The sequence below is a fragment of the Palleronia abyssalis genome, from assembly GCF_900302445.1.
Taxonomy (GTDB): Bacteria; Pseudomonadota; Alphaproteobacteria; order Rhodobacterales; family Rhodobacteraceae; genus Palleronia; species Palleronia abyssalis.
Genome location: NZ_ONZF01000004.1, coordinates 234,133 through 247,738, shown reverse-complemented (window position 1 = coordinate 247,738; position 13,606 = coordinate 234,133). Strand labels below are relative to the sequence as shown.

The 13,606-nt window shown below is 63.7% G+C and carries 14 protein-coding genes and 1 other RNA gene; 11 read left to right on the top strand and 4 right to left on the bottom strand.

The genetic code is table 11. The features are described 5' to 3' along the window. Positions 1-8 precede the first annotated feature (8 nt). The 7 genes from gatA to PAA8504_RS11425 all read left to right on the top strand — a co-directional run bounded on the left by gatA (position 9) and on the right by PAA8504_RS11425 (position 4,743). Positions 9-1,481, top strand: a complete 1,473-nt coding sequence (gene gatA, locus PAA8504_RS11455; RefSeq protein ID WP_108894317.1) for an Asp-tRNA(Asn)/Glu-tRNA(Gln) amidotransferase subunit GatA — start codon at positions 9-11, stop codon at positions 1,479-1,481. Between the two features lie 47 nt (positions 1,482-1,528). Next, complete coding sequence (locus tag PAA8504_RS11450) at positions 1,529-2,269, top strand: hypothetical protein (protein WP_108894316.1); 741 nt, start codon at positions 1,529-1,531, stop codon at positions 2,267-2,269. A gap of 55 nt (positions 2,270-2,324) precedes the next feature. Beyond that, a complete protein-coding gene (locus PAA8504_RS11445) occupies positions 2,325-2,948 on the top strand; it encodes an N-acetylmuramoyl-L-alanine amidase (RefSeq protein ID WP_245897592.1) in 624 nt (207 codons plus the stop codon). A gap of 11 nt (positions 2,949-2,959) precedes the next feature. Continuing rightward, positions 2,960-3,341, top strand: an RNA gene (gene rnpB / locus PAA8504_RS11440) — RNase P RNA component class A. Positions 3,342-3,402: 61 nt separating this feature from the next. After that, positions 3,403-3,831 carry a PAS domain-containing protein gene (locus PAA8504_RS11435; protein ID WP_108894315.1) on the top strand — a complete coding sequence of 143 codons (429 nt, stop codon included), beginning with the start codon at positions 3,403-3,405 and terminating at the stop codon, positions 3,829-3,831. 106 nt (positions 3,832-3,937) lie between these two features. Next, positions 3,938-4,105: a 50S ribosomal protein L33 gene (rpmG, locus tag PAA8504_RS11430; RefSeq protein ID WP_108894314.1), complete on the top strand. Its 168-nt coding sequence runs from the start codon at positions 3,938-3,940 to the stop codon at positions 4,103-4,105. A 149-nt stretch (positions 4,106-4,254) separates the two neighbouring features. Beyond that, a complete protein-coding gene (locus tag PAA8504_RS11425) occupies positions 4,255-4,743 on the top strand; it encodes a cytochrome b (RefSeq protein WP_181375771.1) in 489 nt (162 codons plus the stop codon). A 3-nt stretch (positions 4,744-4,746) separates the two neighbouring features. On the opposite strand, the gene PAA8504_RS11420 is transcribed toward PAA8504_RS11425, so the two are convergent. Further along, complete coding sequence (locus PAA8504_RS11420; protein WP_108894312.1) at positions 4,747-5,496, bottom strand: alpha/beta fold hydrolase; 750 nt, start codon at positions 5,494-5,496, stop codon at positions 4,747-4,749. A 51-nt stretch (positions 5,497-5,547) separates the two neighbouring features. Beyond that, on the bottom strand, positions 5,548-6,843 hold the full coding sequence (gene glyA / locus PAA8504_RS11415; protein WP_108894311.1) for a serine hydroxymethyltransferase: 1,296 nt from the start codon (positions 6,841-6,843) through the stop codon (positions 5,548-5,550). A gap of 134 nt (positions 6,844-6,977) precedes the next feature. Here glyA and PAA8504_RS11410 point away from each other — a divergent pair, with 134 nt between their 5' ends. Continuing rightward, positions 6,978-7,739, top strand: coding sequence for an NAD kinase (locus PAA8504_RS11410; RefSeq protein WP_108894310.1), 762 nt, complete (start codon positions 6,978-6,980; stop codon positions 7,737-7,739). Here PAA8504_RS11410 and PAA8504_RS11405 read toward each other — a convergent pair. After that, a complete protein-coding gene (locus PAA8504_RS11405; protein WP_108894309.1) occupies positions 7,736-8,719 on the bottom strand; it encodes a DUF2125 domain-containing protein in 984 nt (327 codons plus the stop codon). The genes PAA8504_RS11410 and PAA8504_RS11405 overlap by 4 nt on opposite strands. Before the next feature lie 44 nt (positions 8,720-8,763). Here PAA8504_RS11405 and PAA8504_RS11400 point away from each other — a divergent pair, with 44 nt between their 5' ends. The 3 genes from PAA8504_RS11400 (at position 8,764) to PAA8504_RS11390 (ending at position 12,608) form a co-directional block, all read left to right on the top strand. Next, positions 8,764-9,318, top strand: a complete 555-nt coding sequence (locus PAA8504_RS11400; RefSeq protein WP_245897591.1) for a gamma-glutamylcyclotransferase — start codon at positions 8,764-8,766, stop codon at positions 9,316-9,318. 71 nt (positions 9,319-9,389) lie between these two features. Beyond that, on the top strand, positions 9,390-10,544 hold the full coding sequence (locus PAA8504_RS11395) for a biopolymer transporter ExbB (RefSeq protein WP_108894308.1): 1,155 nt from the start codon (positions 9,390-9,392) through the stop codon (positions 10,542-10,544). Positions 10,545-10,547: 3 nt separating this feature from the next. Further along, positions 10,548-12,608, top strand: coding sequence for a peptidoglycan -binding protein (locus PAA8504_RS11390; protein WP_108894307.1), 2,061 nt, complete (start codon positions 10,548-10,550; stop codon positions 12,606-12,608). A 1-nt stretch (position 12,609) separates the two neighbouring features. Here PAA8504_RS11390 and PAA8504_RS11385 read toward each other — a convergent pair whose 3' ends face one another. After that, positions 12,610-13,569 carry a M23 family metallopeptidase gene (locus tag PAA8504_RS11385; RefSeq protein WP_108894306.1) on the bottom strand — a complete coding sequence of 320 codons (960 nt, stop codon included), beginning with the start codon at positions 13,567-13,569 and terminating at the stop codon, positions 12,610-12,612. Positions 13,570-13,606 lie beyond the last annotated feature (37 nt).

Below are 13,606 nucleotides of genomic sequence, written 5' to 3'. Positions count from 1 at the left end.
GCTGGAACATGACCGATCTGAACACCCTGACCATCGCCGCCGCCCGCGACGGGCTGAAGAAGGGCGACTTCACCAGCGCTGAGCTGACCGAAGCCTGCCTGACGGCGATCGACGCCGCCGATGCGCTGGGCGCTTTCGTCCATAAGACACCCGAAAAAGCGATGGAGCAGGCGAAATCCGCCGATGCCCGTGGCGAGGGCGGCGCGCTGAACGGCATCCCTCTGGGCATCAAGGACCTGTTCTGTGTGCGCGGGGTCGACAGCCAGGCGGCCAGCCGCATCCTCGAAGGATTCCGCCCCGAATACGAGTCCACCGTGACCACAAAGCTGTGGGCGTCGGGTGCGGTCATGCTGGGCAAGCTGAACATGGACGAGTTCGCCATGGGCTCGTCCAACGAAAGCAGCGTCTATGGCGACGCGGTGAACCCCTGGAAGGTGGACGACCGCAAGCTGACGCCGGGTGGCAGCTCGGGCGGGTCGGCGACGGCGGTGGCGGCCGATCTGTGCCTGGGAGCGACCGGCACCGACACGGGCGGGTCGATCCGCCAGCCTGCAGCCTTCACCGGGATCACGGGCTTGAAGCCGACCTACGGGCGGTGTTCGCGGTTCGGGATCGTGGCCTTCGCCTCGTCGCTGGACCAGGCGGGGCCGATGACGAAAGACGTGCGCGACGCCGCGATCCTGCTGCGCGAGATGGCGGGACACGATCCGCTGGATTCGACCAGCGTTGACATAGCCGTCCCCGATTTCGAGGCGGCGCTGACCGGCGACATCAAGGGCAAGACCATTGGCTTGCCCAAAGAATACCGCGTCGACGGCATGCCCGAGGAGATCGACCGCCTTTGGTCCGAAGGGCGGCAGATGCTTGTGGATGCCGGCGCGAAGGTCGTAGATGTCTCGCTGCCGCATACGAAATATGCGCTGCCGACCTATTACGTGATTGCGCCTGCCGAGGCGTCCTCGAACCTCGCGCGTTATGACGGCGTCCGGTTCGGGCGCCGTGCCGTCCCCGATCAGGGCGATGGCGTGACCGAGATGTACGAGAAGACCCGCGCCGAAGGGTTCGGAGACGAGGTCAAGCGCCGCATCATGGTTGGCACCTACGTCCTGTCCGCGGGCTTCTACGACGCCTACTACAATCGCGCCCGCAAGGTCCGGACCCTGATCAAGCGTGATTTCGACGAGGTCTTCGCGCAGGGGGTGGACGCCATCCTGACGCCGACGACGCCGTCTGCCGCGTTCGGTCTGGGGGAAATGGCGCACGCCGATCCGGTGCAGATGTACCTCAACGACGTGTTCACGGTAACGGTAAATCTGGCAGGCCTGCCCGGCATCAGCGTGCCGACGGGGCAGGGGGCAACCGGCCTGCCGCTGGGGCTGCAGTTGATCGGCCGGCCGTTCGAAGAGGGCGATCTTCTGAACGTCGCCTATGCACTGGAACGTGCGGCCGGCTTTGTGGCCAAACCGGATCGCTGGTGGTAGGGATTGCGCACCTTGGGTGTTTTTCGAGGTATAGAACGGACATGGTTATGACGCGTCTTCTACCTTCGATCCTGCTGTGCGCCTTCGCGGCTGCCTGTGCCCAGTCGGTGCCGGAAAGCAATCCGGACTTCACGCCAAGCCGCGTCGATATCGGACGCGGCGTGGGGTTCGGCGATTATGAAAGCTACGAGGCCGCCCGTCTGGCGCAGGATCGTCAGACTGCCAGTGCGCCCGCGGCCGCCGTGCCGACCAATCCCGTGATTTCCTCAGAAGAGTTGCAGGCCGCCGGTCTGCCGGCCGGGGGCCAAGGACTTCCCCCGTCCGGCACCATAGATACGGCGGCCCTGCCTGAGAGCGGCCCCGCCGCCGCTGCGTCGGCGCCCGCCCCGTCGAGCAGCCCGGGAATTTCCGACGAGCAGAGCTTCGCGGCCGTTTCCGCGCGTGAAACCATCGAATCGGATGCCGAACGGCTGGCCCGCAACCGCGCGCAGTATCAGGTCGTTCAGCCCCGTGCCGTTCCGCAGCGGGAAGGTCAGTCGGGGCCGAACATCGTTCAATACGCCCTGAACACAACGAATGTCGTGGGGCAGCCTGTCTATCGGCGCGGCGGCTTCTTCCAGGAACGGCGCTTCCGGAGCGCCTGTGCCGGTTTTGCCTCGCCCGATCTGGCGCAAGAGGCCTTCCTGGCTGAGGGCGGCCCCGAGCGTGACCGCCTGGGGGTGGATCCCGACGGCGACGGATTTGCCTGCAGCTGGGACCCCGCCCCGTTCCGGGCGGCGCAGGGCTGAACTGAAGTTCCACGACCGACCCTCGCCCAACCATGGGCCGCGTCGGGGCGGGGTTTTGCCCGACCTCGTTGTCCTCCATTTCACGGCCATGCGGTGCCCGGAGCGGGCAATCGCGCGTCTCAGCGATCCGGAAGCGGAGGTGTCGGCCCATTACCTGATCGACCGGCAGGGGCGTGTGGTCCGGTTGGTGCCCGAGAGCGAACGGGCATGGCACGCCGGGGCCGGTGCTTGGGGACCTGTCCGGGATGTGAACAGCCATTCCATCGGCGTGGAGCTTTGCAATGACGGGCAAATGCCGTTTGCCCATGCCCAGATGAACGCGCTGCAGCTGGTCCTGCGCGGGATCAAGGCCCGCTGGTCCATCCCCGCGGCCCGCGTCATCGGCCATTCAGACTGTGCGCCGGGGCGGAAGGTCGATCCGGGACCACGCTTCGACTGGACCCGTTTTGCGAGGCTAGGCTTGGCGGCCCCGACCCCGGGCGGGGAAGCGGAAGGCGACCTTCAGAATGCCCTGGCCCGCGCTGGCTATACCTCCAATGCGTCAATCGAGGCAAAACTGGCGGCACTGCGGCTGCGGCATCGACCGCATGCGAGCGGCCCAGCTGACTCGCGTGATCTTGGTATTTTGAAGGGGCTTGCCGGGCAGGCAGCGATTGACCCGGTGCCGGCCAACGGCTAGACATCCTCGGCGCGGATGACCGGGTGACCGCGTGGCTTTCGGGCCACGAGGAAAGTCCGGACTCCAGGAAGCGACGGTGCCGGGTAACGCCCGGGCGGGGATCGGCGGGGCAACCCGCCGGCGACCCGACGGAAAGCGCCACAGAGAACAGACCGCCGACGGATTCGTCCGCAGGCAAGGGTGAAAAGGTGGAGTAAGAGCCCACCGGGGGGCCGGCAACGGTCCCCGCATGGCAAGCCCCACCGGGAGCAATGCCGAATAGGGGATCCAGGGCTGCTTCCGCCAGGGTCCCGGGTAGGCAGCTAAAGCCTGTCGGCAACGGCAGGACGAGAGGAATGGTCACCATCCGGTGCAGACCGGATACAGAATCCGGCTTACAGGTCATCCGCGCGCCGAAACGCTTTTCTAACTTTAGTTGACGTAGTATCTCCTCCGAACGACTGGGAGGAATCGCATGACCGGCATCAACTACAGTCACCTCGGGGACGACCGAAAGCTCGTGGAAGAGATGGACGGTTGCACCCCGGTCGTGACGCTCGGTTATCTGGGGCGGGCGGGACATTGCGTCAAGCTGGTTGATCTGGATGGACGCATCGGCGGTGTCAGCGAGAATGGCCTGTGCGCGATGGAAGTTGCCCGGAAAGAAGCGGTCATCGGGCTTGAGTGGTGGGTTCTATGGCCCGAAAACATGCGACATGTGCTGCGGAACGCGGTCACGCGCAGCCGTCTTGGAGAGGTCGTCCGTTTCGTGGGCAATTGCCCGACGATGAACAAGTGGCCGAAGCTGTGGGACGTTACGGTCTCGCCGATGCGCGACCGCCATGGTCGAATTGTGCGCCTTCTCGTGGTCTCACGCGAGATGGGAAACGCCAAAGCATCCTGAGCGTTAGAGGTTGACAGGGCTGGCGCAGCGCGTAGAAGGCGGCTTCAGCTTTCTGCAACGGATTTCAGTCCGGGGTGGCCGCGCCGCCCGACCGAGGAGATAGAGTATGGCGAAGCCGACAACCATCAAGATCCGCCTGAACTCGACGGCGGATACGGGGCACTTCTACGTGACCAAGAAGAACGCGCGCACGATGACCGAAAAGATGTCGGTCCGGAAATACGACCCCGTCGCGCGCAAGCATGTCGAATACAAGGAAGGCAAGATCAAGTAATCTTGCCGACCATTCAATCGAAGATGCCGCCCCCTGCTGGGCGGCGTTTTTCGTTTGTGGAGTGTTCTGGGGTATGCCATCTTGTCGCATCCCGGGCACGAAGACGGGTTTGTCCGGTTGGGACCGAGAGGAAACAACAGGATACCAAAATGACACCTTCTGACACATATGCTCAGAGACAGATCGGCCTGCACTGGCTTGTCGTCGGGTTGGTCGCATTTCAGTTCTTCACCGGCGGTGGCATGGCGTCCGCCTTTGAACAGGGGCTCTCTCTCGAAGCAGGAGCAACGGGCACAGCGGTGGTTCATGGCGTGATCGGCACGTCCATCCTGATCGCGATGCTGGGCCGCATCGCCGTCCGCCGCCGCTATGGCGCGCCGGCGCCGCCGAGGACAGAGCCGAGTTGGCTTCAGAAGATCTCGCGCGGGAATCACATTCTGTTTTATGTCGTTCTTATCGGCATGCCGCTGGCGGGACTTCTGGCCGTTTTGACCGGATCACATCTCGTCGCGCAGGTGCATGCAATCACGTCCAAGGTTCTTCTGGCGCTGATCGCGGCGCACATCCTCGGGGCGGTGCGGCACCTGACGAAACGGGACGGCGTTGTAGGGCGGATGCTGCCAAAGCGGACGAGCTGACCGTCACGCAGCAAGAAAAGCTCGGATCGCGGCTTCGAATTCCCGCGGCTTTTCCGCGTGGAGCCAATGCCCCGCCCCCGGGATCGCGGCGAACCGCGCGTGAGGGAACAGCGCGCGTATGGCGTCCCGATCCCCTCGCGTGACATAGTCGCTTTCCCCGCCTGCAAGAAACAACGTCGGTGCCTCACAAGAGCCGGTCAGATCGGGCCAGCCGACGATCTTTGCCATTTCCCGCCCCAGGACACCCAGGTTCAACGCCCACCGCTTGGCCTGGACATCCAGGCTTTGCAGTAGGAACGCCCTGACGCCCGGAGAGTCGACCGTTTCCGATAAGGCCTCGTCGGCCGCGCGACGCGTGTCCAGCTTGTCCACCGGGAGCTGTTGCATCGCCTCCACAAGGTGGCTCTGCGTATGGGTATAGGCCACTGGCGCAATATCCGCGACGATTAGGCGATCAACAAGCTCGGGGCGGGTGAGAGCCAGCGCCATGGCGGCCTTTCCGCCCATGGAATGGCCCAGGATGTGACTGGGTCCATCAAGCGTCTCGGCCAAATCTTCGGCCATGGCGGGATAATCGTGCACATCCACCCAGCCCGAGCTGCCATGATTGCGCATGTCCACCACAGTCACGCGAAACACGTCGGACAGCCGTTTCTGGATGACGCCCCAATTTCGCGCCGAGCCGAAAAGCCCGTGCGCGATCAGAAGCGGGGGACCGTCCTCGGGGCCCGTGACGACCGTGTTCAGCTTCATGTGGTGACCATGCAAGGATGCGACCCCCCTATGAGGGGGCGCCTGGTTCGATTACAGATCGGGGTAGATCGGGTAGCGGCCGCAAAGCTCGGCGACTTCGCTGCGCACCTTGGCTTCGACCTCGGTGTTCCCGTCAGGCCCGTTCGCGGCGAGGCCGTCTACAACCTGAACGATCCAGTCCGCGATCTGGCGGAACTCCGGCTCTCCAAAACCGCGGGTGGTGCCGGCCGGCGAGCCCAGACGAATCCCCGACGTGATCGTCGGCTTTTCGTCGTCGAAGGGGATGCCGTTCTTGTTGCAGGTGATGTGCGCCCGGCCCAACGCCGTTTCGGTGGCGTTGCCCTTCACGCCCTTAGGCCGCAGGTCGACCAAAAGAACGTGGCTGTCGGTGCCGTTCGTCACGATATCCAGACCGCCCTTCATCAGCTGATCGGCCAGCGCCTGCGCATTCAGGATGACCTGCTGCTGGTACGCCTTGAACCCAGGCTGAAGCGCCTCGCCAAAGGCCACGGCCTTGGCGGCGATCACGTGCATCAGGGGACCGCCCTGGATGCCGGGGAAGATGGCCGAGTTGAACTTCTTGGCCAGCGCTTCGTCGTTCGTCAGGATCATGCCGCCGCGCGGACCGCGCAGGGTCTTGTGCGTCGTCGTGGTCGCGACATGCGCATGCGGGAAGGGCGAGGGGTATTCGCCAGCCGCCACCAGCCCCGCGAAATGGGCCATGTCGACCAGCAGATAGGCCCCAACGCTGTCGGCGATCTGACGCATGCGGGCGAAGTCGATCACGCGCGGAATGGCCGAGCCGCCAGCGATGATCATCTTGGGCTGATGCTGTTTCGCCAGATCTTCGACCTGATCGTAGTCGGGCAGCATGTCGTCGCGCTTCACGCCGTACTGGATGGCGTTGAACCACTTGCCCGACTGGTTGGGCTTGGCGCCATGGGTCAGGTGCCCACCGGCATCCAGGCTCATCCCCAGGATGGTGTCGCCCGGCTGCAGAAGCGCGGTGAAGACGCCCTGGTTGGCCTGGCTGCCCGAATTGGGCTGCACGTTCGCGAACCCGCAATCGAACAGTTGCTTGGCGCGATCGATCGCCAAGGTCTCGGCGATGTCGACATACTGGCACCCGCCATAATACCGCTTGCCCGGATAGCCTTCGGCGTACTTGTTCGTCAGCACGGACCCCTGGGCTTCCATGACCGCCCGGCTGACGATGTTTTCGGAGGCGATCAGCTCGATCTCGTCGCGTTGACGGCCAAGCTCCTGACCCATGGCGGCGGAAAGCTCGGGGTCGATCTGGGACAGGCTTTTTGTGAAGAAGCCTTCGTCGCGATGGGGCGCATTCATCGGGCGTTCCTTTCAGCAAGGGTGGGCGCTGGCTTCCCATACCCCGAAGCAGGGCCGCGGGGAAGGGCGAGCCCCGACGCGCCGCTTGTCATTCGCGACCTCGTGCGCAACGGTCCGCCCGTGGAGGAGCGTCGATGTCTAACAAGATTGCCTTTTCGGCAAGCCGGAGCGAGACCGCGCAACAGGCATTGGGCGCGCTGTCGCGGCTTTATGGCGCGGCGGCGCTGGATCAGGCGGATGTGATCGTCGCTTTGGGTGGCGACGGGCACATGCTTCGCACGCTGCACGAGACTCAGCACCTGCGCGCGCCCGTCTACGGCATGAATTGCGGCACCATCGGTTTCCTGATGAACGAGTATCGAGAAGATGGCTTGCTGGAGCGGCTGGACGCGGCCGAGCGCGAGGACATCAACCCGCTGAAGATGACCGCGCGGCGGGCGGACGGCACGATCGAGACGCATCTGGCCATCAACGAGGTATCGCTTCTGCGTCAGGGTCCCCAGGCAGCCCGCCTGTCCATCTATGTCGACGGTCGAATGCGGATGGAGGAACTGGTTTGCGACGGCGCGCTGGTGGCGACACCCGCGGGGTCGACGGCCTACAATTATTCGGCCCATGGTCCGATCCTGCCCATAGGGTCGGATGTCTTGGCGCTGACCGCAATGTCAGCGTTTCGCCCCCGCAGGTGGCAGGGCGCATTGCTGCCGAAGACGGTCGAAGTCCGGTTCGATGTTTTGCAGGCAGAAAAGCGACCGGTGATGGCGGACGCGGACGGCCACTCGGTGCGAGATGTCGTTTGCGTTAAGGTCCAAAGCGCGGACGACATCGTTCATTCGATCCTGTTCGATCCCGGCCATGGCCTGGAGGAACGTTTGATCCGAGAACAGTTCGCCTAGAGCCGGGGTGCTGGTCCCAGAGGGACTGGCCCCATGAAAATACGCCCGTCCCGAAAGCTCAGCGGTACTTCGATCCGGTTTCCGGCCCCCGACAATCCGGACAGAAGCGACAAGCCTTGCCGGGCCTGGGACGCCTGATCCTGTGGAATGAGCCCGGCCGTGGCCGCGAGCTCCAACGCGCGGGGCCAGTTGTTCAGCGCGACGGAAAGCTCGCCCGCAAGATATCCATCCGCGCCAACCTGCAGGTCACCCGAAGCGTCGAGCCCGACATCGCCCCAATCGATGTCCAGGGTTTCGATGTTGATGGCTTCAATTCTGACTTCGCCGCCCTGGTAGGTGTCCCTGTCGATGGGGCGGTCCAAGGTAAGGGTCGCGTTCAGGTTTGCCCCGTCGATCGTGGCAGCCCCGCCCAACTGACGCGCCAACGTGTCGGGCAGTTTCACATCGTCAAGCGTGATGCCGATATTCTGGACGCGACCGTCTTCGGCGCCCTCGGGGATGCGCGTGGCGGCCAGCAGCCGCTTAGCACTCAGATCGCGCCCCGCCGACGATATAAGCAAGTCTTCCACGACCAGATTCGCATGATCCAGCGGGAGTGACGGCGAGGGGGAGAATGTCGCAGAGGCCCTTGCGCGGTCTGTGTCGATCGCGGCGGCACCAAAGGGGCCTGTCAATTCCTGCGTATCGGGCAGGGCGATGATCACCTGGTTCGGACGGTAGCTCAGCGCGAGGATTTGCAGGAAGGGCGCGCTCCACGTGATGCCGCTTGAGGGGAAATGGACCTGCGGCTGTTCGATCATCGTGTCGAAACGATTGGGAAAGCCGGCAACTTCCAAGCTGGCGGTATCAACCTCGATGCCGCCCTCGCGCGCCTCGTTGATCGCGGACCGGATCGCGGATTCGAGAGCTTGCGCGCCGACGAACCAGTATCCGGTCCAGCCGAGCGCCAGAATGATCACAAGGATGGTTAACAGTCGCATGGCCGGCCTTTCGCAAGGGTCGGCCAAGCGATATAGGCGCCGGCATGATGCAACAAGGTCAACAAAGCCCGATGTGGGTGTTCGGCTATGGGTCGCTGGTGTGGAACCCAGAATTCTCCGTGGCCGAAACGGTCGTCGCCCGACTGGACGGCTATGCCCGGTCGTTCTGCATGTCGTCCATTCACCACCGCGGGACACCTGAAATGCCCGGGCTGGTGCTGGCACTGGATGCGCGGCCGGGGGCCACATGTACCGGTCTGGCCCTGAGGGTCGAGCCGGGGCACGAGGCGCAAACGCTCGGGATGCTGAGGGAGCGTGAACTCGTGTCCTCCGCTTATCTCGAACGGCGTCTTCCGCTCGATCTGCATGACGGTCGGCGGATCGAGGCCGTGGCCTACATCATCGACCCCACCCACGAGCAGTACCTGTCCGGAATGGATCTGGAAACACAGGCCCGGATTATCGCGCAGGCCCAAGGCGGGCGTGGATCGAACGAAGAATATCTGTTCAATACGACGACGCATTTGACGCAATTGGGCATTTCGGACCCGGATCTCGACTGGTTGAGCACACGTGTCCGTAACCTTAAGGGGCTATGAACGGGGCGGTCTTGGCGACCCTATGCCCTTGATTTAAGGTCGCACCCCAGAAACCAAGCAGGACGGGCCATATGAAGCGCCAGACGGATCGCGCAGAGCGACCGACCTTCACGCAGCCAATCCGGCAGATCGTGTCGATGATCTTGGTCCTGGTGCTGGTGGGCATCGGGACATTCTTCGCGCTGCCCAACGTCATGCCGGTGTTCCAGGCGAACCCGCTTCTGAACGGGTTCATCACCCTTGTCTTCCTGATAGGCGTCGCGGCGTGCTTCTGGCAGCTTTTCCAACTAGTGCAATCGGTTAGCTGGATCGAAGGGTTCACCTCCGATGACCCCGAGCACCGGTTGTCCTCGGCCCCCAGGTTGCTGGCACCATTGGCAACGCTGATGCGTTCGCGCGGGCGGGAGATGCAGATTTCGTCCTCCTCCTCGCGCTCGATCCTGGATTCGGTCGCGACCCGGATCGACGAAGCCCGCGATATCACGCGCTATCTCGTGAACCTTCTGATCTTCCTTGGCCTTCTGGGCACGTTCTACGGCTTGGCGACGACAGTCCCGGCAATCGTCGAGACGATTCGCGCGCTGGCCCCCGTCGAGGGGGAGGACGGCATGGCGATTTTCGGGCGCCTGATGGATGGGCTGGAAGCCCAACTTGGTGGCATGGGCGTCGCCTTCGCATCGTCCCTGCTTGGTCTGGCCGGATCACTGATCGTCGGTCTTCTGGAGCTTTTCGCAAGCCACGGGCAAAACAGGTTCTACCGTGAACTCGAGGAATGGCTGTCCTCCATCACTCGTCTGGGTTTTGCGGGTGCGGACGCGGAAGGGGGAATGGAGTCCGGCCAGGTTGCCGCGCTCGAGCACGTGATCGGGCAGATCGACCGCCTTGAGGACCTGTTTCAGCGCAGCGAAGCTGGGCGAAGCGATACCGATCGCCGACTGTCCGACATCGCCACGGGGTTGGATCGCCTGCACGAAAGACTTGAGGGGGAAGCCGATCTGGCGGTCATGCTGGATCGGGTGGCCACCGGGCAGGATCGTTTGGCCGACGCACTGGGCAATGCCACGGGCGGCGCGCTGGACGCTGAAAGTCGGATGCGCCTGCGGTCCATCGACGTTCAAATGCTGCGGATCCTGGAAGAACTTGCAGCTGGCCGACAGGAAACCACCAGTGAATTGCGCCAGGAACTGCGTCAAATCTCGCGGGCCCTCGGCCGGACGGCGGGGTAGGCGATGCCACTGTCACGACGAGCGACATCGCGGGTGACGGCGAATATCTGGCCGGGGTTCGTGGACGCCGTCACGTCACTTCTGATGGTCATGACGTTCGTCCTGACGATCTTCATCGTGGTTCAATACGTCCTGCGCGAAGAAATCTCGGGCCAGGAAAGTGAGCTGAACGCCCTGACCGCGGAGATCGCGGGATTGACGCGGTCCCTCGGGCTGGCCGATGCCCGGACCACCGAGCTGGAAGATGAACGCGAAGCACTGCGGGCGGAAACCCAACGGCAATCCGATTTGGTCGCATCACTGCAATCCCGGATCGATCGCCAGGAAGGGCAGATTGCCAGCTTCGAGGAACAGGTGGCCTCGCTGTTGGCCCGACAAGATCGGGATCAGGCCGCGATCGCGGGGCTTGAAGGGGAGCGCGACGAACTGGTCTCCGACCGCGAAGCGCTGAACCTCGCGCTTGCCCAGGCCCGCGACGAGATCGACATTGCGTCAGAACAAGCACGTCTTGCTGCGGCCCGGAGAGAAGCTCTTGAAGCGCTGGTGGCTAGCTTGCGGACAGAGGCCGGTGAACAGGGTGATGCCATTGCGTCCCTCGAGACTGCCCTGTCCGAGGAAGAGGCCGCGCGCCTGACCGAGGCGGCCGCGGCCGAAGCTCTGCGCGACCGTCTGTCCGAAAGCGAGGCCGAACTGACCGCCATGTCCCTTGCGCTGGAAGAGCAACGACAGCGCGCGGAAGAGACCCTGACCCTACTGGCAGCTGCCGAATCGATCGAGGACGAGCTGAACGCGCGCCTCGCCGCGGCCCTTCTCGCCCGGGACGAGGCGCTTGAGGATCAGACCGATCTGGATGCGCGTCTCACTGCCGCGCTGGAACGCAATGCCGAGTTGAGCGGTGCCGATGAGAGGCTTCAGGCAGCCTTGACGGCGCAAGAGGCCGCCGAGGTCGAGATCGATCGAACCGATGCCCTGCTGCAATTGGCCTTGGCCGAGCAGGATGAACAAGCGGCCGAGATGGCCGCGATCTCGGACGCGCTGGAAGCTGCGAAGGCTGCGCGGATCGCGTTCGCGGGGGATCTGGAAGACGCCCGGGCGCGTCTGGCCGAAGCACAAGCCGAAGTCGATGAACTGCGCGAATTGGCCGGCCGGGAGGCCGATGAGCGCGACCGCCTGGCTGCGGCCCTGACCGAAGCCCGCGCCGAGTCAGCCGCCCTGCGAGAAGTGCAGGAGGATAGAACTTCGCTTCGGGATCAGCTTGAAGAAGCTTTGGCCCTTCGCCTCCAGGCCGAGACCCGGGCACAGGAACGACTGACCGAGGCGGAACGCCAAGCGGCGCTGCTTGCGACGGCCCGCGAGGAACTGTCCCAGCAGGAAACGCTGACGGAAGATAGTCAAAGACAGGTCAGTGCATTGAACGCCCAGGTTGCCCAACTGCGCCAACAGCTGAGCTCACTGCAGGGTCTGCTGGATCTGGCCGATGAGGCCGATGTCGAAAGTCAGGCCCGGATCGAAACGTTGGGACAACAGCTCAACGCCGCTTTGGCCCGCGAGGCGATCGAGCAGAAGCGTCGCGCCGAATTGGAAGCGGCCGAGCGCGCGAGACTGGAAAACTATCAATCGGAGTTTTTCGGACGTTTGCGCGAGGTTCTGGGCGACCGCGAAGGCATCCAGATCGTCGGTGACAGATTCGTATTCTCGTCCGAGGTTCTGTTTCCGTCGGGCTCGGCCACCCTATCCGACGCCGGGCGGGCGCAAGTGGACGAAGTGGCCTCGCTGCTGAACGAGGTTTCCGACGAAATCCCCGATAACATCGATTGGGTCATCCGCGTCGATGGCCACACGGATGATGTGCCCATTTCAGGAACAGGTCAGTTCGCGGATAACTGGGAGCTGAGCCAGGCGCGGGCGTTGTCCGTGGTCCGGTTCATGGCGGACGAACTGAATTTCCCGGAATGGCGCCTGGCACCAACGGGATTTGGCGAATACCGCCCCGTCGATCCGCGCCAAACGCCTGAAGCCCGGGCCGCGAACCGCCGGATCGAACTGAAGCTAACCGAACGCTAGGTCATCGCAGCCGAACCATCGTATCCTCCGTGTCGATTGACTGACCGTCGCGGATCAATTCGATCCGCCCTGAATAGTCGCCCGCGGGCCATCCACCGGCTGGTGTGCGCCGTCCAATGGCGTGAAACAACTGGGCCTTTGCCGCCTCGATCATCTGATCCTCCGACATGACTTCTTCGTCGGGGCCGTCGATCCGCATGCGCAAAATATCACCCGCCTGCGCCCCGAACGCGTATCCCCAGATCACGAGGGCAGGGGCATCAGCGGACATGTTTGCCGAAGCTGCGGTTCCGGCCTTGATCGCGCTGTAGTCCGGAACCCCGTCGGAGAAGCCGGAGGCGATCAGGCCGCCCGGACTGTAATCGATCGCAGGCGTGAACAATTGCTGGCCCTGATCTTGCGTACAATCCTGCACGGCCTTTGGCGCGAATGGGTCAACGACATCCCCGGATCGGCGGACGGACAAGTGAAGGTGGGGAAACATTGTCCGGCCTGAAAGACCGATCTCGCCGAGAACCGTTTCGGGGGTGACCTGATCACCCGAAGCGACTGAGATACTGTTCAGCTTCATGTGACAATACTGCGTCTCCCAGCCGTTTGCGTGGTCGAGGACAACGCCATTGCCGCAATCGCGCCCGTCGAGCCCTTCGGCGTTCGCGTCATTGGATGCGATGTCCGGCATCCCGTCACGGACCCCGCGAACCACCCCCGGTGCGGCGGCAAGGACATCGACCCCGCGTGCCATCGCGTCGAGAGAGGGCAGGGCGAAATCCGTGCCTTTATGTCCGTCATAGCTGAGGGGGCCGCACGTATGGTCCCGCGCATCTGGACTGGAATCGTGATCGACATATTGCTGGATAAAGCACGTCTGGCCGAGATCGCAATCGACGGGCTGTTGGAGAACGATCTGCTGAGAGGCCGCAGGCGCGGCGACAAGCATCAAGGGAAGTGCGAGACGCATCAAAGCCGGACCCTGAAGGAAGAACGCCCCGGCGATG